This window comes from Phenylobacterium koreense (genome assembly GCF_040545335.1).
In the GTDB taxonomy this organism is placed as follows: Bacteria; Pseudomonadota; Alphaproteobacteria; order Caulobacterales; family Caulobacteraceae; genus Phenylobacterium; species Phenylobacterium koreense.
Map to the genome: position 1 here is coordinate 552,205 of NZ_JBEPLU010000002.1, position 23,315 is coordinate 575,519.

24 protein-coding genes are annotated in these 23,315 nt (G+C 67.3%); 9 read left to right on the forward strand and 15 right to left on the reverse strand.

Annotated elements, in window-relative coordinates:
• Positions 1–4: 4 nt before the first annotated feature.
• Positions 5–1,369 (reverse strand): PleD family two-component system response regulator, encoded by a 1,365-nt coding sequence (locus tag ABID41_RS14475; RefSeq protein WP_331931317.1) that lies wholly within the window; start codon positions 1,367–1,369, stop codon positions 5–7.
• A gap of 9 nt (positions 1,370–1,378) precedes the next feature.
• A complete protein-coding gene (locus ABID41_RS14480) occupies positions 1,379–1,744 on the reverse strand; it encodes a response regulator (RefSeq protein WP_331931315.1) in 366 nt (121 codons plus the stop codon).
• 112 nt (positions 1,745–1,856) lie between these two features.
• Between ABID41_RS14480 and ABID41_RS14485 the strand changes: the two genes are divergently transcribed.
• Positions 1,857–2,522 carry a hypothetical protein gene (locus ABID41_RS14485; RefSeq protein ID WP_331931313.1) on the forward strand — a complete coding sequence of 222 codons (666 nt, stop codon included), beginning with the start codon at positions 1,857–1,859 and terminating at the stop codon, positions 2,520–2,522.
• Here ABID41_RS14485 and ABID41_RS14490 read toward each other — a convergent pair.
• Positions 2,519–3,232, reverse strand: a complete 714-nt coding sequence (locus ABID41_RS14490; RefSeq protein ID WP_331931311.1) for a YceI family protein — start codon at positions 3,230–3,232, stop codon at positions 2,519–2,521. The two genes, ABID41_RS14485 and ABID41_RS14490, sit on opposite strands and share 4 nt — an antisense overlap.
• Positions 3,233–3,350: 118 nt before the next feature.
• Here ABID41_RS14490 and ABID41_RS14495 point away from each other — a divergent pair, with 118 nt between their 5' ends.
• The 4 genes from ABID41_RS14495 to clpA all read left to right on the forward strand — a co-directional run bounded on the left by ABID41_RS14495 (position 3,351) and on the right by clpA (position 8,319).
• A complete protein-coding gene (locus ABID41_RS14495; protein WP_354297900.1) occupies positions 3,351–4,244 on the forward strand; it encodes an ROK family protein in 894 nt (297 codons plus the stop codon).
• Positions 4,241–5,509 carry a DNA polymerase IV gene (locus tag ABID41_RS14500; RefSeq protein ID WP_331931459.1) on the forward strand — a complete coding sequence of 423 codons (1,269 nt, stop codon included), beginning with the start codon at positions 4,241–4,243 and terminating at the stop codon, positions 5,507–5,509. The genes ABID41_RS14495 and ABID41_RS14500 overlap by 4 nt, the downstream gene beginning before the upstream one ends.
• 152 nt (positions 5,510–5,661) lie before the next feature.
• Positions 5,662–5,991 (forward strand): ATP-dependent Clp protease adapter ClpS, encoded by a 330-nt coding sequence (gene clpS / locus ABID41_RS14505; protein ID WP_331931457.1) that lies wholly within the window; start codon positions 5,662–5,664, stop codon positions 5,989–5,991.
• Positions 5,992–5,997: 6 nt separating this feature from the next.
• Positions 5,998–8,319: an ATP-dependent Clp protease ATP-binding subunit ClpA gene (gene clpA / locus ABID41_RS14510; RefSeq protein ID WP_331931455.1), complete on the forward strand. Its 2,322-nt coding sequence runs from the start codon at positions 5,998–6,000 to the stop codon at positions 8,317–8,319.
• 62 nt (positions 8,320–8,381) lie between these two features.
• On the opposite strand, the gene ABID41_RS14515 is transcribed toward clpA, so the two are convergent.
• The 4 genes from ABID41_RS14515 to ABID41_RS14530 all read right to left on the reverse strand — a co-directional run bounded on the left by ABID41_RS14515 (position 8,382) and on the right by ABID41_RS14530 (position 11,575).
• The gene (locus tag ABID41_RS14515) at positions 8,382–9,224 is read right to left on the reverse strand and encodes a phosphotransferase (RefSeq protein ID WP_331931453.1); all 843 of its coding nucleotides are present in this window, start codon (positions 9,222–9,224) and stop codon (positions 8,382–8,384) included.
• A gap of 6 nt (positions 9,225–9,230) precedes the next feature.
• Entirely contained in the window at positions 9,231–10,133 is a 903-nt protein-coding gene (locus ABID41_RS14520) for a phytanoyl-CoA dioxygenase family protein (RefSeq protein WP_331931463.1), read from the reverse strand.
• A 2-nt stretch (positions 10,134–10,135) separates the two neighbouring features.
• Positions 10,136–10,573 (reverse strand): HIT family protein, encoded by a 438-nt coding sequence (locus tag ABID41_RS14525; protein ID WP_331931451.1) that lies wholly within the window; start codon positions 10,571–10,573, stop codon positions 10,136–10,138.
• Positions 10,574–10,645: 72 nt separating this feature from the next.
• On the reverse strand, positions 10,646–11,575 hold the full coding sequence (locus ABID41_RS14530; RefSeq protein ID WP_331931449.1) for an SDR family NAD(P)-dependent oxidoreductase: 930 nt from the start codon (positions 11,573–11,575) through the stop codon (positions 10,646–10,648).
• Positions 11,576–11,753: 178 nt separating this feature from the next.
• On the opposite strand from ABID41_RS14530, the gene ABID41_RS14535 reads away from it, so the two are divergent.
• Positions 11,754–13,292 (forward strand): acyl-CoA synthetase, encoded by a 1,539-nt coding sequence (locus ABID41_RS14535; RefSeq protein WP_354297901.1) that lies wholly within the window; start codon positions 11,754–11,756, stop codon positions 13,290–13,292.
• A gap of 9 nt (positions 13,293–13,301) precedes the next feature.
• Here the strand turns inward: ABID41_RS14535 and ABID41_RS14540 are convergent, their stop codons facing one another.
• The 4 genes from ABID41_RS14540 to ABID41_RS14555 all read right to left on the reverse strand — a co-directional run bounded on the left by ABID41_RS14540 (position 13,302) and on the right by ABID41_RS14555 (position 16,217).
• A complete protein-coding gene (locus tag ABID41_RS14540) occupies positions 13,302–14,465 on the reverse strand; it encodes a GNAT family N-acetyltransferase (RefSeq protein WP_331931445.1) in 1,164 nt (387 codons plus the stop codon).
• Entirely contained in the window at positions 14,462–15,208 is a 747-nt protein-coding gene (locus tag ABID41_RS14545; RefSeq protein ID WP_331931443.1) for a glycerophosphodiester phosphodiesterase family protein, read from the reverse strand. The genes ABID41_RS14540 and ABID41_RS14545 overlap by 4 nt, the downstream gene beginning before the upstream one ends.
• Positions 15,205–15,666: a RidA family protein gene (locus tag ABID41_RS14550; protein ID WP_331931441.1), complete on the reverse strand. Its 462-nt coding sequence runs from the start codon at positions 15,664–15,666 to the stop codon at positions 15,205–15,207. The genes ABID41_RS14545 and ABID41_RS14550 overlap by 4 nt, the downstream gene beginning before the upstream one ends.
• A gap of 119 nt (positions 15,667–15,785) precedes the next feature.
• Positions 15,786–16,217, reverse strand: a complete 432-nt coding sequence (locus ABID41_RS14555; protein WP_331931439.1) for a phasin family protein — start codon at positions 16,215–16,217, stop codon at positions 15,786–15,788.
• Between the two features lie 308 nt (positions 16,218–16,525).
• Between ABID41_RS14555 and ABID41_RS14560 the strand changes: the two genes are divergently transcribed.
• Complete coding sequence (locus tag ABID41_RS14560; protein ID WP_331931437.1) at positions 16,526–17,806, forward strand: D-alanyl-D-alanine carboxypeptidase; 1,281 nt, start codon at positions 16,526–16,528, stop codon at positions 17,804–17,806.
• Between the two features lie 3 nt (positions 17,807–17,809).
• On the opposite strand, the gene ABID41_RS14565 is transcribed toward ABID41_RS14560, so the two are convergent.
• Complete coding sequence (locus ABID41_RS14565; protein ID WP_331931435.1) at positions 17,810–18,229, reverse strand: J domain-containing protein; 420 nt, start codon at positions 18,227–18,229, stop codon at positions 17,810–17,812.
• Positions 18,230–18,237: 8 nt separating this feature from the next.
• The gene (locus ABID41_RS14570; RefSeq protein WP_331931433.1) at positions 18,238–19,062 is read right to left on the reverse strand and encodes a division plane positioning ATPase MipZ; all 825 of its coding nucleotides are present in this window, start codon (positions 19,060–19,062) and stop codon (positions 18,238–18,240) included.
• Between the two features lie 167 nt (positions 19,063–19,229).
• On the opposite strand from ABID41_RS14570, the gene panC reads away from it, so the two are divergent.
• Positions 19,230–20,081, forward strand: a complete 852-nt coding sequence (gene panC / locus ABID41_RS14575; RefSeq protein WP_331931431.1) for a pantoate--beta-alanine ligase — start codon at positions 19,230–19,232, stop codon at positions 20,079–20,081.
• Between the two features lie 39 nt (positions 20,082–20,120).
• Here the strand turns inward: panC and ABID41_RS14580 are convergent, their stop codons facing one another.
• Positions 20,121–20,519: a DUF1489 family protein gene (locus ABID41_RS14580; RefSeq protein ID WP_331931429.1), complete on the reverse strand. Its 399-nt coding sequence runs from the start codon at positions 20,517–20,519 to the stop codon at positions 20,121–20,123.
• Positions 20,520–20,530: 11 nt separating this feature from the next.
• Positions 20,531–21,367 (reverse strand): enoyl-CoA hydratase-related protein, encoded by an 837-nt coding sequence (locus tag ABID41_RS14585; RefSeq protein WP_331931427.1) that lies wholly within the window; start codon positions 21,365–21,367, stop codon positions 20,531–20,533.
• A gap of 101 nt (positions 21,368–21,468) precedes the next feature.
• Here ABID41_RS14585 and ABID41_RS14590 point away from each other — a divergent pair, with 101 nt between their 5' ends.
• A complete protein-coding gene (locus tag ABID41_RS14590; RefSeq protein WP_414695962.1) occupies positions 21,469–23,244 on the forward strand; it encodes a patatin-like phospholipase family protein in 1,776 nt (591 codons plus the stop codon).
• Positions 23,245–23,315: the final 71 nt, after the last annotated feature.

Genomic DNA, 23,315 nt, shown 5'->3' on the forward strand with positions numbered 1-23,315 from the left:
GCGATCAGGCCGCCCGCGCCACGACCCGGTTGCGACCGGTGGCCTTGGCCTCGTAGACGGCCTCGTCGGCGCGCTTGAGCAAGGCCTCGGGCTTGTCGGCGCCGCCATTGGTGGCGGCGACGCCGATTGAGATGGTGACGCTGAGCAGTTCAGCGCCGCCCATCACCCGGAACGGCGAACCGGCCACGTGCAGGCGGATACGCTCGGCGATGCGCTGGGCGTCGACGATGCTGGTGTCGGGCATGACCACCACGAACTCCTCGCCGCCGTAGCGGCAAGGCAGGTCCACGGCCCGGACGTTGGAGGCCAGCCGCACGGCGAACTCGCGCAGCACCTCGTCGCCGACGTCGTGGCCGTAGCCGTCGTTGATCTTCTTGAAGTGGTCGATGTCGATCAGCAGGCTGGCGACCGGGTCGCCGCCGTGGCCGGCTCGGCGGACCAGGGCCTCGAGCTGGCTGACCATGTAGCGCCGGTTGTGCAGGCCGGTGAGCTGGTCGGTGACGGCGAGCTCCAGCGAATGGTCGAGGTTGTCGCGCAGATAGTCAGTATAGCGCTTGCGCCGGATCTGGGTGCGGGCGCGGGCGGCCAGCTCTTGCGGGTCGATCGGCTTGGGCAGGATGTCGTTGACGCCGATCTCCAGCGCCTTCACGACCCGCGAACGCTCGTCGTAATCCACCACCGCGAGGATCGGCAGGTGGCGAGTGGCCTCGTCCGAACGGATCTGGGCCGCGAACCGCAGGCCGTCGAACGAACGGGCGGTGGCGTTGACGATGATGAGGTCGGCCATGCCCCTGGCGCTGAGCAGGGCCTTCTCGACGTCCCCCTCGATCACGGGCCGATGCTCTATGGCGAGTTCGGCGGCGACGCGCTGGGCCTGGCGCTCGTGGTCGTCGACGATGAGGACGCGCCCCCCTGCCCCGCCCAGGCGCGAGGCGGAACCGGCGATGACGCCCATGCGGCGGCCGGACGCCTCGCGGTCGCGCAGCTCGTCGATGACCATCTTCAGGCGGGTGAGGCTGCGCACGCGAGCGAACAGCATCATGTCGTCGATCGGCTTGGTCAGAAACTCGTCGGCGCCCGCCTCCAGGCCGGCGATGCGGTCGCCGCGTCCGTCGAGGGCGGTGACCAGGACCACCGGCAGGTGGCGCGTCTCGGGATCGTTCTTCAGGCGACGGCAAACCTGGAAGCCGTCCATGCCCGGCATCATCACGTCGAGCAGGACGATGTCCGGCTTCTCCTTGGCGGCAAGGGCGAGCGCCGTCGGCCCGTCATGCGCGGTGAGGACCTCGTAGTACTCGGCCGTCAGCTTGGCTTCCAGCAGACGGACGTTGGCCTCGATATCGTCGACGACAAGGATGCGTGCGGTCATGCGGCGGCGTCAGTTCAGCAACCGCCGTATGGTGTCGAGGAAATGCGACACCGAGATCGGCTTGGAGATATAGGCCTCGCAGCCGCCCTCCCGAATCCGTTCCTCGTCACCCTTCATGGCGAAGGCGGTCACCGCGACGACCGGGATAGAGGCCAGTTCGTCGTCCTCCTTCAGCCACTTGGTGACCTCCAGGCCGGAAATCTCGGGGAGCTGGATGTCCATGAGGATGAGGTCGGGGCGGTGCTCCCGCGCCAGCGCGAGCGCCTGCAGCCCCTCGCGCGTCTGCAGGGTCTCGTAGCCTTGGGCATCGAGCAGATCATGAAAGAGTTTCATGTTCAGCTCGTTGTCCTCGACGATGAGGACTCTCTTGGCCATCTTGATCTCGACGATGTTTCGAGCCCACGACTACGCCGCTCTGGCCCTACCTGTTGATCCTTGATCACACGGATATCCTTAAACTCGCGTTAGCCGAGATTGGAGAACCCCGTTGGCGCAAACGCCCCGAGAGTTTCCGCAAAGGCCGCCGAACCTGGCGGAGATGGGCGTCGATCCCGATCGGCCGCTGCTGCTGGTGGATGTGGACGAGGTGCTGGGCCTGTTCATGCAGGGCTTCGGCCGTTTCCTGGAGGATCGGGGACTGGAGTTCCGGGTCGACCGGTTCGCCCTGTTCCAGAACATCTACCGACCGGGCGAAACGCAGCACCTGCCGATCGACGAAGGGCGCTCGCACTTCGACGACTTCTTCCGCCTGGGTTGCGGGGACATGGAACCGGCTCCAGGCGCGACGCAAGCGCTGCGCACGCTCTCGCAGCGGGCCAATGTGGTGATCCTGACCAATGCGCCGGGCCCGGCGCGGATGGCGAGGGCGCGGTGGCTGGCCCGCCACGGCATGGACTACCCGCTGGTGCTGAACACCGGGCCGAAGGGCCCTTCCGCGGCGGCGATGGCGGGGCAGATGCGTGCGCAGGCGGCCTTCATCGACGACCTCATCTCCAACCTCGATTCGGTGGCCGAGACGGCGCCGGCGGTCAGCCGCTTCCAGATGGTGGCCGACCCTCGCCTGCGCCCCCTGGCGCCGAGCGCGCCGGACCGCCACCGGCGCATCGACGACTGGCGCGAACTGCGCGAGGCGATCGAGGCGTCGGTGTTCTAGGCCGCCGGCTTGGCGGGCGGGGCCGCGCCTGCCCGAGGCTGGGTGAACTCAGTCTCGATGAAGATCTCGACCTCGTCGCCGACGCCGAAGTTGGTCCCCGGGGCGGGAATGCCCGCGGTGAGGCCGAAGTCGGAGCGCTTGATCGCGCCCTGCGCCGAGAAGCCGATGCGTGAGCCGGCCGGGTCCATATCGGTGGCCGCATAGCCGCCGTTGAAGGTGACATCCAGGGTCACTGGCTTGGTCACGCCACGCAGGGTGAAGTCGCCTGTCACCTTGGCGGTGTTCGGGCCGGTGGTCTCGACCGCGGTGGACCTGAAGGTGATCTGCGGGAACCGCGCGGCGTCCAGCCAGTCCGGGCCGGTCAACTGCTTGTCGAAGTCGGGTTCGTCCAGGGGGTAGTCGGTCTCGATGGACTTGGGATCGATCGTCGCCTCGACACTCATGGCCGAGGGGTTGGCGGGATCGAAGTTCAGCTTGGCATCGACGCCGGTGAAGCGCGCGGTGTAGCGCGACAAACCCAAGTGGCTGACGCGGAAGGTGACGCTGGTGTGGGCCAGGTCGATGGCGTAGGCCCCGGCGGGCGCGGTGTTCCGGACGCCAGACGCGGCGGCCTTCTCGACCGGCGGGGCCGCCGCCTCTTTCTTTTCGGCGGTTTGCGGCGAGCAGGCGGCGAGCGTCAGAGCGGCCAGCGCCCCGGCGAGCTTGTTCATCGGCGTTCCTCCCTTTGGGCCGCGGAGCCTCGCATCAGATAGCGGCGTTCGACAACCCTGATGTGCAGCGCGATCTGAGCCGTTGAACTCCGGCGCGAAACGGAACAAACCATGACCCATGATCCGGATCGGGGTGGATTTCGGCGGCACGAAGATCGAGGCCGCGGCGCTGGACGCCGACGGGCGGTTCCGCGCGCGGGTGCGCGCACCCTCCCCTCGCCAGTACGAGGCGGGCCTGGAGACCGTGCGCGAACTGGTGGCCGAGGCCGAGCGCCAGGCCGGTGTCCGCGGCGCGACCGTCGGGGTGGGAGGGCCGGGCTCGGCCTCGCCGGCCAACGGCTTGATGCGCAACGCCAATTCCACGGAGCTCAACGGCCGCCCGTTCCCCCAGGACCTGGCGCGGGTGCTGGAGCGGCCGGTGCGCTACGCCAACGACGCCAACTGCCTGGCGCTGTCCGAGGCCACGGACGGAGCCGGCGCGGGCGCCAGGACCGTGTTCGCGGTGATCATCGGCACTGGTTGCGGCGCAGGCCTGACGGTCGATGGCCGCATCGTCGAGGGCCACAACGGCCTGACCGGCGAATGGGGCCACATGCCCCTGCCCTGGCCGGAGGGCGAGGAGTATCCGGCCCCGGCCTGCTGGTGCGGCCAGAGCGGCTGCATGGAGCTGTGGGTTTCCGGAACCGGCCTGGCGCGCGCCCATGGCGACCGACGCTCGGCGGAGGCCATCGTGGCGGCGGCCCAGGCCGGAGATCCCGCGGCGGTCGCCAGCCTGGACCGTTACGTCGACCGGCTGGGGCGCGGACTGGCCGTGATCTGCAACGTGCTGGATCCTGACGTCATCGTGCTGGGCGGGGGGATGTCGAATGTGGGCGAACTCTACGAAGGCCTGCCCGGCCTGATCGCCGGCCGGGTCTTCTCTGACGTCTTCGAAACCCCGATCCGCCGCGCCGAGCATGGCGACTCCTCGGGGGTGCGCGGCGCGGCCTGGCTCTGGCCGCTGGAGCCATGAGCGCGCTCTGCCGCGACTGCTTCCGACGCGGCGCCTTCGAGCGCCGCTGCCCGGCCTGTGGCTCGCCGCGGATCGTGGCGCACGAGGAACTGGAGCGGCTGTCCATCGCCCACATGGACTGCGACGCCTTCTATGCCTCGGTGGAGAAGCGCGACCGGCCCGAGTTCCGCGACCAGGCCGTGATCGTCGGCGGCGGCAAGCGCGGCGTGGTGACGACCTGCTGCTATATCGCCCGCATCTCCGGGGTGCGCTCGGCTATGCCGATGTTCAAGGCGCGCCAGCTCTGCCCGCAGGCGGTGATCCTCAAGCCCGACTTCGCCAAGTACCGCACCGAGAGTCGGCGGATCATGGAGTTGGTCCGGGACCTCACGCCGCTGGTGCAGCCGCTGTCGCTGGACGAGGCGTGGATGGACCTTTCCGGCACCGAGCGCCTGCACGGCGCGCCGCCGGCCGAGACCCTGGCGCGACTGCAGGCGAAGATCGAGGCCGAGATCGGCATCACCGTCTCCATCGGCCTGGCCCCCAACAAGTTCCTCGCCAAGATCGCCTCGGACCTGGACAAGCCCCGAGGCTTTTCGGTGATCGGCGCGGCGGAGGCGCAGAGCTTCCTGGCCGGCAAGCCGGTGGGCATTATCCCCGGGGTCGGGCCGGCCATGGTCAAGTCGCTGGAGGGGGCCGGCCTCTTCAAGGTCGGCGACATCGCGCGGGCCGACCGCAAGGCCCTGGCTCAGCGGCTCGGCGCCGGCGGCCTGCGACTCTACGATCTGGCGCACGGGCGCGACGCCCGGGCGGTCAATCCCAACGAGGAGCGCAAGGGGATCAGCGCCGAGACCACCTTCAACGAAGACCTCAGCAAGGTCTCCGACCTGGAGGACCGGCTGGCGCCGCTGTGCGAGCGCGTGGCGCGTCAGGCCCGGGCCGGCGGCGTCGCGGGCCGGGTCGTCACGCTGAAGCTGCGCAAGACCGACTTCAAGATCATCACCCGCCGCCGGGCCCTGCCGGTTCCGACCCAGACGGCCAAGACCCTGTTCGCCACCGCCCGCGAACTGCTGGCCAGGGAGGCCGATGGCCGGCCCTGGCGACTGATCGGCGTAGGCATGGCCGAGTTGATCGACGCCGCGGCGGTGGAGCACGACTTCTTCGCCGGGGCCGAGCAAAAGGCCCTGGTTGAAGAAAGGGCAGTGGATAAGCTGCGTGCCCGATTCGGCCCGGGGGTGGTCACTTCGGGACGCGCCTTGGGCTCCAAGCGAACGAACGACGATTGAAAGTCGCCCGTTTCCGAAGCGCTGGGCGTGACAAAAACACGCGGAAGGAGGCGTTAGGGTGTTCCGGGGCGATTTCGACCCTTCCAAACCGCAGCCTTTTTCATATCTAATCCATTAGTAGAGAGGGCGCCTGCCCTCAGGAGACCTGTGCGATGGCCGAGCGCAAGCAAGGTGATCAAGATACGGGCGTCCGGTCGGCGGTCATAACTCAGACCAAGCCGAAGACGCAGAAGCCGTCGATGTATCGCGTGCTCATCCTGAATGATGACTACACGCCGATGGAATTCGTCGTCTACGTTCTTGAGCAATACTTCAATAAGTCGCGCGAAGACGCGACGCGCATCATGCTGCACGTTCATCAGCACGGCGTAGGCGTCTGCGGCGTATTCACTTACGAGGTCGCGGAAACCAAAGTCGCTCAGGTCGTTGATACTGCTCGCAGGCATCAACACCCTCTGCAATGCACCATGGAAAAGGATTGAGGCTCAGTGCCGTCATTCTCTCGCCAGCTAGAAGAATCCCTGCATCGCGCCGTTGCTTTCGCCAATCAGCGTAAGCACGAGTACGCGACGCTCGAGCACCTGCTGCTCGCCCTCATTGACGATGAGGACTCGGCTGGTGTGATGCGTGCCTGCGACGTGGACCTGGCGGCCCTTCGCACCACGCTGACCAACTATGTGGACAACGAACTGCGATCGCTGATCGTGGACGACGGCGAGGACGCCAAGCCGACCTCCTCGTTCCAACGCGTAATCCAGCGCGCGGTGATCCACGTCCAATCCTCGGGCCGCGAGGAAGTGACCGGAGCCAACGTGCTCGTGGCCATCTTCTCCGAACGCGAGAGCCATGCCGCGTATTTCCTGCAGGAGCAGGACATGACGCGGTACGACGCGGTGAACTACATCGCGCACGGCATCGCTAAGAAGGCGGGCGCCGACCAGCCCAAGACGGTCAAGGGCGCCGAGGACGAGGACAAGCCCGCCGTGAAGACCGGCGGCGAGGCCCTCGAGGCCTACTGCGTGAACCTCAACGAGAAGGCCAAACAGGGCAAGGTCGACCCGCTGATCGGGCGTTCGGCCGAGGTGGAGCGCTGCATCCAGATCCTGTGCCGCCGGACCAAGAACAACCCGCTGCTGGTGGGCGACCCTGGCGTCGGCAAGACCGCCATCGCCGAAGGCCTGGCGCGCAAGATCGTCAACGGCCAGGTGCCCGAGGTGCTGTCCGGCTCGACCATCTTCTCGCTCGACATGGGTTCGCTGCTGGCGGGCACCCGCTATCGCGGCGACTTCGAGGAACGCGTGAAGCAGGTCGTCAAGGAGCTGGAAAACCACCCCGACGCGATCCTGTTCATCGACGAGATCCACACCGTCATCGGCGCCGGCGCGACCAGCGGCGGGGCGATGGACGCCTCGAACCTGCTGAAGCCGGCCCTGGCCTCGGGCACCCTGCGCTGCATGGGCTCGACGACCTACAAGGAGTTCCGTCAGCACTTCGAAAAGGATCGCGCCCTGGTGCGCCGGTTCCAGAAGATCGACGTCAACGAGCCGACGATCGAGGACACCATCAAGATCCTGAAGGGCCTGAAGTCCTACTACGAGGACTTCCACAAGCTCCGCTACACGAACGACGCCATCAAGACGGCGGTGGAGCTGTCGGCCAAGTACATCACTGACCGGAAGCTGCCGGACAAGGCGATCGACATCATCGACGAGGCCGGCGCCAGTCAGATGCTGCTGCCTGAAGGCAAGCGGAAGAAGATCATCGGCGTGAAGGAGATCGAGGCGGTCGTCGCCAAGATCGCCCGCATCCCGCCGAAGTCTGTCTCCAAGTCCGACACGGTGGCGCTGAAGGAGCTGGAAACCGACCTGAAGCGGGCGGTCTACGGCCAGGATGACGCGATCGAGCAGCTCTCCGCCGCCATGAAGATGGCGCGGGCGGGCCTGCGCGACGCCAACAAGCCGATCGGCTGCTATCTGTTCTCCGGCCCCACCGGCACCGGCAAGACCGAGACAGCCCGGCAGCTCGCCTCGACCATGGGCATCGAACTCCTGCGCTTCGACATGTCGGAGTACATGGAGCGGCACACGGTCAGCCGGCTGATCGGCGCGCCTCCCGGCTATGTCGGTTTTGACCAGGGCGGCCTGCTGACCGACGCGGTCGACCAGCATCCGCATGCGGTGGTCCTGCTGGACGAGATCGAGAAGGCGCACCCCGACGTCTTCAACATCCTGCTGCAGGTCATGGACCACGGCGTGCTGACCGATGCCAACGGCAAGAAGGTCGACTTCCGCAACGTGGTCCTGATCATGACCACCAATGCGGGGGCGTCCGACGCTCAACGCAACGCCATCGGCTTCGGCCGCGGCAAGCAGGACGACGAGGTGGACGAGGCCCTGAAGCGCCTGTTCACGCCGGAGTTCCGCAACCGCCTGGATGCGGTGGTGCAGTTCAAGGCGCTGACCCAGGAGATCATCCGCCAGGTCGTCCAGAAGTTCGTCATCCAACTGGAAGCCCAGTTGGCCGATCGTCACGTCACCATCGAGACGACGGAAGAGGCGGCGGACTGGCTGGCCAAGAACGGCTTCGACGAACTGTACGGCGCGCGGCCTCTGGCCCGGGTCATCCAGGACAACATCAAGAAGCCGCTGGCCGACGAGATCCTTTTCGGACGGCTGGTCAAGGGCGGCCACGTCAAGGTGGTGCTCAAGGATTCCAAGCTGGCCTTCGAGATCGAAGGGGACGAGCGCGAGCCCGGCGCCCCGGTCATCGAAGACCCGGCCGAGGATCCCGCGCCCGAACTGGCCAACTGACCAGCGCCAGACTGCTAGAACGGGAAACCCCGGAGCTCACGCTCCGGGGTTTTTCTTTGCCGTCACCTGCGCAGGCGCTCCAGCGCAGTCTCTATGACTTGGCCCAACTGCGGAACGAAAGGGCTTGGATATCGCCGCAGCGACCTGAGAAGAACAAAGTGGTCGAGCCAGCCCGCCTGATCGGGCGACAGTTCCCCATAACCCTCGTGAAAGGCCCTCAGGCGCGCGGCGTCGTCTTCCCGGACAACACCATATCGGCCCGCGAAGAACGCTTCGGAATAGATCAGCGCGAGATCGAAAACCGCCGGCGCGCTCCAGATTTCGCTGGCCTTGTCGAAAAGAACCAGATCGCCGTTCCTGATGAGCGCGTTGTTGAGATGGAGATCGCCGTGCGCCAAGACGAAGCTTTCCGGCTCGAACTGAAGGAGCAACGCCAAGCGTCGTTCGGCCTCGGTGATAAGAGACGGCTCCAAGTCCGACCTACGGCTGCATTGGAGCGCCTGGTGGATCAAGGCTTTGGTGAAGTCTCGCCAACTGGACTCCAGCAACGCCCCGTCGTCGGTCAGCGTCAGGAAGCCGGCTGACGGCAGGTGATGAAGCTTGCCGACCGCGTCGCCCCACAGCCTGCAGGCTTGAAGCGACGGCGAGCCGCCGATCGTCGGCGAGCCATCGACATACTCGAGAAGCACCGCCTCCGGACCGAGTTCGGCGTGATCCTCGATGTGCAGGCGCGGCAGGCCGGCCACGCCCAGCGCCTCGTGAAAGAGGCGCTCGCCAGCGATATCGCGGCGCCGATTCTGCTTGAGGACGAGCAACCGACCAGCGACCTCCACGAGATGTACGGAGGCGACGCCGCCGCCGCCCGCCAAAGGCCGCAAGATCCGGATTTCCGCAGGCGCGCTCACCCGGCCCTAATTCGCGAAGGGAATGCGCAGGACGTCGCGGATGACGCCGCCGAAGACGCGCTTGGCGCGCATCTGGGCCGGGCGGCCGTTGAGCCTTGGCCAGGTCCAGAGGCCGGTGCGGACGTTGGCCGGGACACGCAGGTCGTAGCGTCCGGCGGTCTCGTCCGAGGTCATCGGCGTATAGTAGAGGCAGTCCTCGAAGTAGCAGTGGACCACCAGGGACCGGCGTGTGGAGCCGGGCTTGGTGATGGCCGATCCGCCATGGGCGAGGTTGGCGGCCCAGACGAAGGCCCAGCCCTTCTTGATCAGCGCATGGCGGGCCGGCAGGCCGGCGGCCGCGATGCGCTCGGCGAAGCGCGGCACGAAGGCCCGCTCGTAGTCTTCGACCGCGGGCAAGGCGGTGTTCACCCCGGCCTCCCGCATGGTCATGATCGGCAGCTTGTGCGAACCGGGATGATAGACCAGCGGGCCGGCCCCCTCCTCCACGTCCTCCAGCGCGATCCACACCCCGCACATGAAGCGCTCGGGCACACTGCTGAAGTGGATAGTGTCGGCGTGCAGCGGCTGCTGACTGCCGGCCTCGAAGTTCAGCGTCTGGAATGGGAACGGGTCGCGGCCATAGGCGGCGCGCAGCAACTCGCGGATGCGCGATGAAGAGGCCAGCTTGCGGACGGCGCGGGAACGGTACCAGGCGTCCTGCACCCGGCTGATCCCGGGGCGCTTGAAATAGCGTCGGGTGTCTGCGATCGCCCGGTCGCAGAGCTCGCGGGCCTCGTCGCCCAGATCGACCACTGCATAGCCATGCTCGGCCATGTCCCGGATGAAGGCCGCCGTTTCGGTGTCGAAGCCCGATCGGACGATGTAATCCTCATAGGCCTCGGTTTCGAACCAGGGACGCTCCGGAAGCATGGTCACGCGATCTTCGCGGCGATCTGTTCCGCCAGGACCTTCAGCTCGGCCGGATCGGCCATGCCGCCGCCGGCGTGACGGCCGAGCGCGACGCCTTCCCAGCGCGGGATGATGTGGAAGTGCAGGTGATAGATCGTCTGCCCAGCCGGCGCGCCGTTGAACTGAGTCACGACGATGCCGTCCGGATTGAGGGCGGCGCGAACTGCGCGGGTCACGCGCTGGACGCCCAGCATCAGCGGGCCCAGCACCTCCGGCTCCACCTCCAGCAGGTTGCGGGCGTGGGTGTGCTTGGGGATCACCAGGGTGTGGCCCTTGGCCTGCGGAAAAACATCCATGAAGGCGTAGATATCGCCGTCCTCGAACACCTTGGCCGCAGGCGCCTCGCCACGGAGGATCTTCGCGAAGATGTTGCCGTCGTCGTAGGTCCCGTCCAGGCTCATGCCTCGCTCCTCCAGACTCTAGGTCTCGGTGGTAGCGCATCGCCGGCGAGGACGGAACCTCGGCAAAAGCCGTTAGCCGTTGACCGGCGTGGGCGCCTTGCCGCCGCCGCTGATGGCGGTGTCGTTCAGCGGCGTGATGTGCTTTTCGATCCTCGGCAGGAACTCGCGGATGATGGTGTCGGCGTCCCACCCGCCTTCACGGCTGAAGGTCTCGATCGGCCGCGGCTGCTGGAAGATCGAGAGGTTGTAGCCGCCGGCGCCGAACACCTGGCCCGACAGCGGCGCGCTGGCCGGCGCAGAGAGGGCGACGGCGAGCTGAGCCGGGCGCTCGGGGCTGTTGATCGCCCGCATGGCCTCGCGCCGGGCGATGCGCTCAGGATCGGTGGTGGGGATGGAATCGGTCAGGCGAGTGGCCGCGCCGGGCGCGATGGTGTTGGAGCGGACATTGTTGCGCGCGCCCTCCAGGGCGACGATCCGCGAGAGGCCCGCGACGCCCATCTTCGCAGCGCCGTAATTGGTCTGGCCGACATTGCCGATCAGGCCGGACGTGGAGGACCACATCACATAGTTGCCCTCCTGCTGGTTGCGGAACAGGCCGATGGAGGCCCGGACCACGTTGAAGTGCCCACGCAGATGCACCTCGATGATCCCGTCCCACTCTTCCTCGGTCATGTTGTGGATCATGCGGTCGCGCAGGAAGCCAGCCGGATTGCTGATGACGTGCAGTCCGCCGAAAGTGTCGACCGCCTGCTGGATCATGCGGTTCACGGCGGAAAGATCGGCGACGCTGTCGAAATTGGCCACCGCCTCGCCGCCCGCGGACTTGATGGTGTCGACCACTTCCTGGGCCGGAGACTTGTCCGCGCCTTCGCCATGGATGCCGCCGCCGAGGTCGTTGACCACCACCTTGGCGCCCTGCTGCGCCGACAGGATCGCTACGTCGCGACCGATGCCGCGCCCGCCCCCGGTGACCAGCACCACCTTGCCATCCAGAAGTCCCATCGAACCCTCCCACAATCCGAAATTTTTCTTGTGAATGGAGCATAGGAGAGGCCGGCGACACGAAACAATCCGGACGCCACGTCAAGCACCGCAACGGGTTTACGGCCCCTCGGCTTGCGATAACCTGTTCGTCGAAAACACAAGTCGACGGCCGGAAAGGCCGCAGAGGGAGGGACTGATGTATCTCGCCGATCACGCGCGCCTGACGCCCGACAAGCCGGCCATCATTTCGGCCGACACCGGCCAGGCGGTGACCTTCGCCGAATTGAACGAACGGTCGAACCGCTTTGCGCAGTTCCTCTACGCACAGGGCCTTCGGCGGGGCGACCACATCGCCGTGCTGATGGAGAACAACCTCTCGTTCATGGAGCCGATCTGGGCGGCTTTCCGCTCGGGCCTCTATGTCACGACGATCAACCGCTACCTGCCGCCGGACGAGGCCGCTTACATCGCCAACGACTGCGGAGCGAAGGCGCTGGTCACCTCCTACGCCAAGCGCGAGACGGCCGAGGGGCTCATCGACCTGATCCCCAATTGCCCGATCCGCCTGATGGCCGGCGGGACCATTCCCGGTTGGGCATCCTACGAGGACGCCGTGGCTTCCGGCTCGCCCGAGCCGCTGGCGCAGGAGTGGATGGGCGATTCCATGCTCTACTCATCCGGCACCACAGGGCGGCCCAAGGGCATCCTGCGGCCCCTGCCCGACATCACTCCGGCCGAGGGGTTCGAGAACCGCCAGATGGCCAACCGCTATGGCCTGACCGCGGAGTCCGTCTACCTGTCGCCGGCGCCGCTCTATCACGCCGCGCCGCTGGCCTATGTGCTGTCAGTGCAGTCCTTCGGCGGGACAGTGGTGATGATGGAGCGCTTCGATCCCGAACAGGCGCTGCAACTCATCGAGAAGTACCGCGTCACCCACAGCCAGTGGGTGCCGACCATGTTCGTCCGGATGTTGAAGCTGCCGCCGGAGGTCCGCGCCCGCTACGACCTCTCCAGCCACCAAGTCGCCATCCACGCCGCCGCGCCCTGCCCGGTGGAGGTCAAGCGGCAGATGATCGAGTGGTGGGGGCCGATCCTCTACGAGTACTACGCCGGGACCGAGGGCTCGGGCTCCACCTTCATCACCAGCGAGGACTGGCTGGAGCATCCCGGCTCGGTCGGCCGCGCCTCCGTGGGCGTCCTGCACATCTGCGACGAGGACGGGAACGAGCTGCCGGTGGGCGAGACGGGCCTGGTCTATTTCGAGCGCGAGGCGCCGACCTTCGAGTATCACAACGACCCGGCCAAGACCGCGTCGGCCCGGCACCCCAAGCACCCCAACTGGAACGCCCTGGGCGACGTCGGCTACCTCGACAAGGACGGTTATCTCTACCTCACCGACCGCAAGGCCTTCATGATCATCTCCGGCGGGGTGAATATCTATCCGCAGGCCATCGAGGACGCGCTGGTCACCCACCCGAAGGTCGCCGACGTGGCGGTATTCGGGGTTCCGGACCCGGAAATGGGCGAAGCGGTGAAAGCGGTGATCGAGCCCGCTCCGGGCCAGATCCCCACCGACGAACTGGCCGCGGAACTGATGACCTACGCCCGCGAACGGCTGGCGCGCTACATGGCGCCGCGCTCCATCGACTTCATCGAGGAGATGCCGCGGCTGCCGACCGGCAAGCTCTACAAGCGCGTGCTGCGCGACGCCTACTGGCAGGACCGGAAGATCTAGGGCGCGAAGTCAGCCTTCTTGGCGGAAGGGCGAATACTCCTCCGCCAGCCACTCCATCTCGCCTTCGACGGCGGCGCGCTCCCGCTGGACGAAGTCCTCGACCGGGCCACGCAGTCGGGGATCGGCGATGAAGTGGGCGGAGTAGACGGGGCTGGGCAGGTAGCCGCGGGCGATCTTGTGCTGGCCCTGGGCGCCGGCCTCGACGCGGGCGAGGCCCTTCCCGATCGCCCACTCGATGGCCTGGTAATAGCAGAGCTCGAAGTGGAGGAATGGCACGTCCTCGATACAGCCCCAGTTGCGGCCATAGAGGCAGTCCGCGCCGATCAGGTTGAGCGCGCCGGCGATCCAGCGACCGTTGCGGCGGGCCATGACCAGCAGCACCCGATCGGCCATCCGCTCGCCCAGCAGCGAGAAGAACAGGCGGTTGAGATAGGGCCGCCCCCACTTGCGCGACCCGGTGTCCATGTAGAAGGCGAAGAAGGCGTCCCAGTGGTCCTCGGTGATCTCCGAACCGGTCAGGGCGAATATCTCGACCTGGCTCTGCGCATCGCGGCGCTCCCGGCGGATGGTCTTGCGCCGCCCTGACGACAGGTCGCCGAGGAAGTCGTCGAAGCTGGAATAGCCACGGTTCTCCCAGTGGTACTGCTGGCCCTGGCGTAGGGAGAGCCCCTGCTGGCCCATCCAGGTCCATTCGGCCTCGGTGGGAAAATTGACGTGCAGGGACGAGGCCTCATAGCGCTCGCAGACCGCGAGCGAACCGCCGAGCAGGATGCGCCAGGCCTCCTCGCGATCGACGTCTGGCCGCGCGAGCAGGCGCGGCCCCGTGGCGGGGGTGAAGGGCGCGGCCGAGATCAGCTTGGGATAATACTGGCCGCCAGCGCGCTCATAGGCGTCGGCCCAGGCGTGGTCGAAGACGTATTCGCCCTGGCTGTGGGACTTCAGATAGAGCGGCATGACCGCCGCCACCGCTCCCTGCTCGTCCTCGACCGACAGGTGCTGGGGCCCCCAACCGGCCTTCTCGACCGCACAGCCGGCTTCCTCGGCGATGTCCAGGAAGTCGAAGGACATGAAGGGATTGGCGCAGTAGTCGGGATTGCCGGCGCAACCGTCCCACGCCTCATGCCCGATCTCGGAGATCCGGCGGTTGATCTGGACCGCCGCCTTCAGCTTCACGCCGCGAAACCCTCGAAGATCAGGTTGTCGCAATGAGGCCGGACCGCTTCCCACTGGGCCGGATCGCGAATGGTCCAGGCGATGATCGGCATCCCCTCCTCCCGATACTTGGCGGCCCGCTCATCGGGCAGCATCTCGGCATGGAGAGCCAGGAAATGCGGCTTGGCGATGGCCACGTGCTCCAGACGAGCGAAGGACTGCCGCTGGGTCTCGGTCATGTGCGGCGCGCGCTTGTAGTCGTAGCTGTCCAGGCCACGCAGCACGCCGGGATAGCGGTCGGCGAACCACGCGTGGGAATAGGGATTGAAGCCGATCACGCAGACCGGGCCGGCATGGTCGATGAGGACTTCGTGGGTCCGCTGCTCCAGCGGGCCGACCTCGCCATAGGGGGTCTTGAGCTCCACATGGGTCATCGCCCGGCGGCCGATGAGCGTCAGGGTCTCGCGCAAGGTCGGGATCGGTTCGTCGGTTCCGGCCAACCGCAGCTCGGCGAGCTCGGCGGCGGTGCGGTCGCGAAGCTTGCCCGCCACGCCGGTCATGCGGGCAAGGTCGTCGTCGTGGAAGACCATCGCCTCCCCGTCCGCCGAGAGCTGGACATCGAGCTCAATGCCGTAACCTGCGTCGCAGGCGGCCTGGAAGGCGGCCAGCGAGTTCTCCGGCGCGCCGCCCTTGGTCCACAGCCCGCGATGGGCCACCGGCGGGTGGAACAAAAGGTCCCAAGCCTCGCCGAAGGAATTGGTCACCGAACCTGCACCACGGCGTCGACCTCGACCGCGAAGTTCAGCGGCAGGCGGTAGACCCCGACCGCCGAGCGGGCGTGCTTGCCGGCGTCCTCGAGGACCGCGACCATGAGGTCGGAGGCTCCGTTCACGACCTGGGGAATGTCGAAGAAGTTCGGGCCGGCCTGGACGAAGCCGCTCAGCTTCACCACGTGAACGACGCGGGAGAGGTCGCCCTCGCAGGCGGCCTTCATCTGGGCCAGAAGGTTGATTCCGCAGAGCCGCGCGGCGGCCCTCGCGGCCTCCAGGTCGACGTCCTCGCCGACCACGCCGCGAATCCCGCCATTGGCGTCCACCGAGACCTGACCCGAAATGTGGACCAGGTCGCCCGACCGAACGAAGGGCACGTAATTGGCGACCGGCGGATTGGGCTGCGGCAGGGTGATGCCGAGCGCAGCGAGACGTTCTTCGACCTGAGACATGCCGCAGGTCTAACCCTGGCGCTCGAAAGCGGAAAGAGAAAAGGGCTCGCGCTGGAGGTTCGCGAGCCCGTTCCCGGGAGGACGCCTAGATACGCAAGGCGTTTGAACAGAGGTCTATATCAGCGCGCGGCCTGCAGGCGCTCGACAGCGGCGGTGACGCGTTCGTTGAGCGGCTTGACCGAGTCCTTCATCGAGGCGGTCACGATGTCCGACATCTTCGAGACTTCGGCGATGTAAGCGTCCAGCGCGGACTTGGCGTAGGCGCTCTGAAGCTCGACGGCTTCCTGGAAGGACTTCACGCCGGACAGCGACTTGGCCGCGGCGACCTGGTCTTCCATAGCCTTCTTCGAATAGGCCATGGCCTGGGCGCTCAGGGCTTCGACGCCCTTGGTGGAAGCGGTCACCGAAGCGACCATGGCTTCCAGGTTCTTCTTGGAGTGGGCGTTGAACTCGTTGAGTTGCGCCAGCGACTTTTCGATGGCGTCCTTGAAGGCGACGTTACCGGCGGTCGTGAACTGCTCGACGGTGGACTTGACGGTCTCAGCGGCCATGGGGCGGGGCTCCTGAAATCAGACGGGGCGGCGCGGGGGCCGCGGCGCAGATGGGAAGGGAAATTGCCTCGAACTCGGCCCCTTACGTCCCATGTTGCAGTGCAGCAGTCAAGCAACTTTTGTGCACCGCACAAATTTGACGCTCAGGTGACAACGACATCCGATCACGCAACAGTTGATCGGAAAAAGCGCGACAAAACAGCCCGTTCAAGTCCTGTTTACCATCGCGCAACGCTCTGACTGTCATGCTACGATTCATCAGGAGCGGCCGGGGGGCCGCCTAACCCTTGTACCGACGGACGAACTGCATGTTCGAGCGCGCCCGCCGCCTGTTTGTGTCCCTGCTGATCGCTGGTGCGACGACCCTCGCCCCGGTGGTCACCACGACCGCTCAGGCTCGAGTTCCCTATCTGCAAACGCCTGCCAACCAGCCGAAATACGCCGCGCTGGTTGTCGATGCGAAAACCGGCGAAGTGCTGTACGCCAAACGCGCGGACAGCCCGAGGTATCCTGCGTCGCTGACGAAAGTGATGACGCTGTACCTGGCTTTCGAGGCGCTTCAGGCGGGGCGGCTGCATCCGAACGATCTGGTGCCTATCTCGCCCCACGCCGCCGCGCAGGCGCCCAGCAAGCTCGGCCTGCGCCCCGGCGACAGCTTGACCGTCGATCAGGCCATGCAGGCCCTGGCGGTGAAGTCGGCCAACGACATCGCCGTGGCGCTGGGCGAAAAGCTGGGCGGCACCGAAGCCCGCTTCGCCGCGATGATGACCCTGCGCGCCCAGGAACTGGGTATGCGCAACACCCGCTTCGTCAACGCGTCCGGCCTGCCCGACAGCCGTCAGATCTCGACGGCGCGCGACATCGCCATCCTTTCGCGCGCCGTGATGCGCGACTATCCGCAGTATTATGACCTGTTCAGCCAGCGGTCGTTCACCTTCCGCGGCCAGACGATGCGCAACCACAATGGTCTGCTGGGCCGCATGGATGGCGTCGATGGGCTGAAGACCGGCTTCACCAACGCCTCCGGCTTCAACATCGCGGTCTCAGCCGTGCGGGGTAACCGCCGCCTGATCACCGTGGTGCTGGGCGCGCCGTCCACCGCCATCCGCAACAACAACGCCGAGGACCTGATCCTCACCGGCTTCGACGTGATGGCCCGTCGCGAGCGCGGCGAGAAGATCACCGTGGCGCAGAACCTGTTCGAGCCGACCCCTTCGGGTCCGGTCGTCCGCGGCTCCACCGAGCAGGGCGATGGCGACCAGGACGGACTGAAGATCGTGCTGGCCTCCGCCCCTCCGCCGGCCGCGGCGTCGCGGACCAAGATCGTCGAATCGTCGAAGACCTCCCTCGGCAAGGGCAAGTGGGTCGTCCAGGTCGGCGCCTTCAAGTCGAAGTCCGACGCCAAGGAACAGATCACCTTCGTCACCAAGCGCTTCAGCAAGCACTTCCGGGTCAAGGACGGCCAGGTCAGCGGCAAGTCGGGCTCCTATCGCGCCCGCTTCTCCGGCTACAGCGAAGTCTCGGCCAAGAACGCCTGCCAGGCCCTCAAGGCCAAGCGCCTGGCCTGCATGGTGGTGAAGCCGGCCTGACGGCTACTTCCTCAGTAGGCGGTCCCTGGCGGCGTTGAGCTGAGCCGCCAGGCCGCTGGTTCCGCCCTTGTCGGGGTGGGCCATCCGCATCAGCCGCGCATAGGCGGCCTTGATCTCGTCATTCGAAGCTTCCGGCCCGACGCCCAGGATCGAGCGGGCTTCCGCATCGCTGACGGTGCGTGAGGGCTGCTGCGGGGACGGTCCGGTACGGCGGGTCGAAACCGCCAGCCACAGGCCCATCACCACCAGGACGATGGACTTACCCCACCCTCCCCGCACGCCGACATAGGCCGCCGCGGCGAAGCAGGCGATCGCCAGGGCTCCAGCCAGGAAGCGCCACTCGCGGCGCTTGAGGGTGAACTTACCTCGGCTTACCCAGATATAGAGAAGCAGGGCCGCGCAGCCGAGGGCGAGATAAATCATGGCGCCTGTTATTGCGCGGCGAGCCGCTCTTCGCCATCCAGTCCGGAGATTCCGAGCGAACCCATCAGGGCGCGAAGCTCCTGGCGCGCGGCCACGTGCTGCAGCGACATCGCCACCGGACGGATCGCCGGCGACAGGTCGGCGATGGTCAGGCCGAAGGGGAAGAGCTCGCGATAGATCACCCGGTCGCGCAGGCCAGGCCCGACGCGGAAGCCGACGCGGCGCGACAGCGCCTGGACCCGCTCGTCCAGGCGCTTGCGGTTGCGGGCCTCGGTGGGGGCCAGGCGGTTGCGCAGAACCACCCAGTCGATCGACTTGCCGGATGCGACGGCGCGGGCCTTGCGGCTGTTCCAGACGGTCTCAGAATAGAGGCTGGGCCGTTTCAGATCGAGGCTGACGGGATCGACCACGCCCAGCATATCGAAGTCGACGAAGCTGTCGTTCATCGGGGTGACGACGAGGTCTGCCGCCCCGTGCGCCGCCCGGCCGACGGCGGTGTCGCTGCCGGGCGTATCGATCAGCACGAAATCCGCCTGATCGCAGGCGCGATCGAAGGCGTCCTCGAAGTGGGCCACGGCTTCGGCGTCAGGCGCCTTGGCCAGTTCCGCGCCGAGCAGGAACTCGATCGGGACCGGCGCGACCGCGCCGTTGGCGTCCAGCCAAGCGCGGCGGTGAGCGAAGAAGTGGGCCATGCTCTGCTGGCGCAGGTCTAGATCCAGAGTCGCGACGCGCGCGCCGCCGTGCAGCAGGGCCGTAGCCACGTGAATGGCGATCGTGGACTTGCCCGCCCCGCCCTTTTCATTACCGACGACGATCACCTTGGCTTGCGACATCGATCCTCAACTCCAACACCGGGGGCGTACCCGCCGATTCCATTTATTAACAGGAACCTTCACCGCGACGCCGCGTCAACGCAGTCATCCTCTAGGCCTGTGGATGGAATGGACGCCGAGGCGGGCCCGCGCCATAAGCGCGGACGGTCCTTCCAGCGAGTCCAAGCATGTCTCAGATCCCCATCGTCCGTACCGTCGCCGATCTCCGCGCGCAGGTCCGCGCCTGGAAGGCCAAAGGCGAGCGCGTGGCGCTTGTGCCCACGATGGGCGCCTTGCATGACGGCCACCTGTCGCTGGTGGCCCTGGCCAGGACCAAGACGGACCGGGTGGTCGCGAGCGTCTTCGTCAACCCGACCCAATTCGGCCCGAACGAGGATTTCGACGCCTATCCGCGGGGCGAGGCGCAGGACGCCGAGGCCTTGGCGAGCGCACAGTGCGACCTGATGTACGCCCCGACCGTGGCGGAGATGTATCCCGAAGGCTTCGCGACCACGGTCAATGTCACCGGGGTTTCCGAGCCTCTCGACGGCGCCGCCCGGCCCGGCCACTTCGCGGGCGTGGCGACCGTGGTGACCAAGCTGCTGCTGCAGTCTGGAGCCGACGTCGCCGTGTTCGGGGAGAAGGACTACCAGCAGCTCCAGGTCATCAAGCGGGTTGTGCGTGACTTGGATATTCCTGTGGAAATCATCGGCGCGCCGACCTCGCGCCTCGAGAGCGGCCTCGCCCGTTCCTCGCGCAACGCCTACCTCAGCGACGCCGAGCGCGAGGTCGGCGAACGCTTGAACCTCGCCCTGGCCGACGCCGTGCGTCGCCTGCAGGCCGGTGAGACCGTGGAGCGGGTCGAAGCTACGGGCCGCGCGGCCCTCGAGCGGGCCGGCTTCCAGCGGATCGACTATTTCGAGGTGCGCAACGCCGACGACCTGAGCCATCCGGGCCCTGGGCCGCTGGCGGTTCCCGGCCGGGTGCTGGCCGCCGCGGTCATCGGCCGGACGCGGCTGATCGACAACATGGCGGTCTAGCACCTTTCCGGTCCAAGCGGAGCTGTCACGCTCCAAGACCTACCAGGCGCCGGCCTCGCGGAGCTGGCGGGCGAGTTCGGGCGGGATTTCGCCGTCCACGTCGCCGGCCAGGTCCGGCGGCGCGTCCTTGGCCTCGAGATAGCGCCAACCCTGGAAAGCGCGCCGCGGCGTCGGGGCGACGCGGATGATCTCCGGATCGACCGTGACCTCGCAGCGGGCGGCAGCCCCCTCGCCCACCGTATCGACCGCCAGGATCGTCTGGCGGCAGAGGATGACGCCCTTGAACACCCGGTAGAGCGAGCCGCCGTCCAACAGTTCGGCGGCGCGCTTGGGCGTCTGGCGCGTGTGCATGATCCAGGGCTGGCCTTTCTGGTGCCAGGCGACAAGGTCCTCGACCGTGTCGCATCCCACCACCAGCTTGATCATGTTCAGGGCCATCAGTTCAGGCCTCAGGCGAGCCAGCTCGGCTTGCGCTTTTCGAGGAAGGCCCGCACGCCTTCCTGGCCTTCTTCGCTGACTCGGGCGCGGGCGATGCGGCGGGCGGTCTCCTCCATCACCTCTTCGACCGGGCGATAGGCCACGTCTTCTACGAGCTTCTTGGACTCGGCGACGGCGATCGGGCCGCAGGCCATCATCTCCCGCGCGATGGCCTCGCGAGCGGCGTCCAGGGCCGCAGCGTCGGCGACGATCTCGCTCACCAGGCCGACCTTCTCCGCGTGGGCGGCGTCGAACACCTTGCCGGTCGCGAACAGGGCGCGGGCGTTCCGCGGGCCGATGGCGGCCACGACATAGGGGCTGATGGTGGCGGCGATGATGCCGAGGCGCACTTCCGAGAAGCTGAACTTGGCGTCCGCCGTGGCGATGGCCATGTCGCAGGCGGCCGCCAGGCCAGCGCCGCCGCCGTAGGCGCCGCCCTCGACCAGGGCGACGGTCAGGGCCGGGATGTCCCAGAGGCTCTTGAGCATCTTGGCCATCTGCATGGCGTCATCGCGATTGTCGGCCTCGGTGTGCTCGGCGGCGTCGCGCATCCATTCGAGGTCGGCGCCGGCGCTGAAGGTTCCGCCTGCGCCGCGCACGAAGACCACGCGGACGCCCTCGGCGCCCTGCAGGGTTTCGAAGGCTTCATGCAGGGCGGCGATCACCTCCGCATTGAACGCGTTGCGGCGCGCGGCCCGCGTGATGGTCACGAACGCGACGCCTTCGGGCGTGGCGTCGAGGTCGACGAAGCGCGACTCGGCGTCGGTGTCGGTCACTTCGACCAGGGGATCGGCGATGGGATTGGTCATGGCTGCGCACTCCGAGGGGCGTTTCAATGAACGCCGAAGACGGCCTAGTGGATCTGGCCAAGCCAATAGCCGGGGAAAGCGAGGCAAGCTAGGCTGCCGAGGTGGTCAGTTTGCCCGACATCCCTGGGACCTCAGCCCTGACGCAGCTCTTCCAGGAGGAGCGGAGCCAGGGCGAGGCGACCTGGTTCTCCCTGCCCGGCGGAGCCACCCTGTTCGAAACAGGGGAGCCGGCGGACCACCTCTATTTCCTGCGCACCGGCCGCCTCGGCGCCTTCCGGCGCAGCGAGAACGGCGAGCTGGAATTCATGGGCGTGATCCGGCCGGGAGAGCCGGCGGGCGAGATGTCGCTGATCTCCGGCGCGCCGCACAGCGGCACCGTGATCGCCCTGCGCGACTCCGAGATCTTCGCCCTGCCGAGCGACGTCTTCTTCGAGGCCTGCGAATCCGACGCCCACGTGATGACGGAGCTGGCCCGGCTGATGATCCTGCGTAGCCGACAGGCCGAAACCAAGGCCTCGATCGGCGAGCCCTCGGTCTTCGGTTTCCTTGCCGCCAGCCCCGGGCTGCAGGTGCGCGCGATCGCCGACCGGATCGGCCGCGAAATCGGCAAGCTCGGCTATTCGGTGAAGGTGGTCGGCGCCGAGGCGTCGCAGGCCTCCACCGGATGGTTCTCGGAAATCGAGCAGCGCACGGACTTCGTGCTCTATGCCGCCGAGGCCGAGGACGGCGGCTGGCGCACCGTGGTCGGCCGACAGGTCGACCGGCTGTTCTGGGTCGGCGACGGCGAGGCGTCGTCCCCATCCGTACCGCCGATCCAGGCCCCCCTCGCCGCCCAGGGGCTGGTGGACCTCATCCTCGTCCAGCCCAGACTGCGCCGGGCGCCGCGGCGCTCCCAGGCCTGGGTGGACGTCCTGCGCCCGGCCCGCGTCTTCCAACTGCACCGCGACGGCGCGGCGGACGTCAAGCGAATCGCCCGGGTGATCGCCGGCCAATCCGTGGGGCTGGTGCTTTCGGGCGGGGGGGCGCGCGCCTACGCCCACGTCGGTGCGATCAAGGCGCTGCAGGAACGCGGCGTTCCGATCGACTTTGTGGGCGGTGTTTCCATGGGGGCGATCATCGGCGCGGGCCTGGCCATGGGCTGGGACGAGCCCGAGCTGGAGGCGCGGATCCGCGACGCGTTCGTGGCGACCAGCCCGCTGGACGACATCGCCCTGCCCCTCCTGGCCATGACTCGGGGCGACAAGGTTCGCGAACGCCTGGCCAAGCACTTCGGGGACACGCAGATCTCCGACCTGTGGCTGCCGTTCTTCTGCGTCTCGTCGAACCTGACCACCGGTTCCTACGAGATCCACAAGAGCGGCCTGCTGCGCGAGGCTCTGCGCGCCACGATCTCGCTGCCGGGAGTGCTGCCGCCGGCCACCAACGCCGAGGACAACGTCCTGGTCGACGGGGCGGTGATGAAGAACTTCCCGGCCGACCTGATGCGCCTGTCCCACCTGGGGCCGATCGTCGGGGTCGATGTCAGCCGCGGCCGCTCGATCACCGCCGACGACGTGGCCCGGCCGGAGTCGGTCTGGCGCTGGATCCGCACCGGCGACTGGCGCAAGGGCCCGCCGATCGTCTCGCTGCTGATGCGGGCCGCGACCGTCTCGACCGGCCGAGACCTGGCGGCGGCGCGAGAGGCGACCGACGTCCTGGTCACTCCCGACCTGACGGGGGTGGAAATCCGCGACTGGTCGGCCTTCGAGCCGGCGGTGGAGGCAGGCTATCGCGCGACGCTCGAGGCCCTCGACAAGTTGAAGCATCCGGTCACGGAGTTGCGGCGACGCCCCAGCATGCACGAAAGCGAGGCGATCGAGACGAAAGCGGCCCAATGACGCAGAAAGGCCGTTTGCAGATGGCCCGGGGCCGTCCCATACTGGGGGTCCTGTTCAACAGCTGAAAGGAG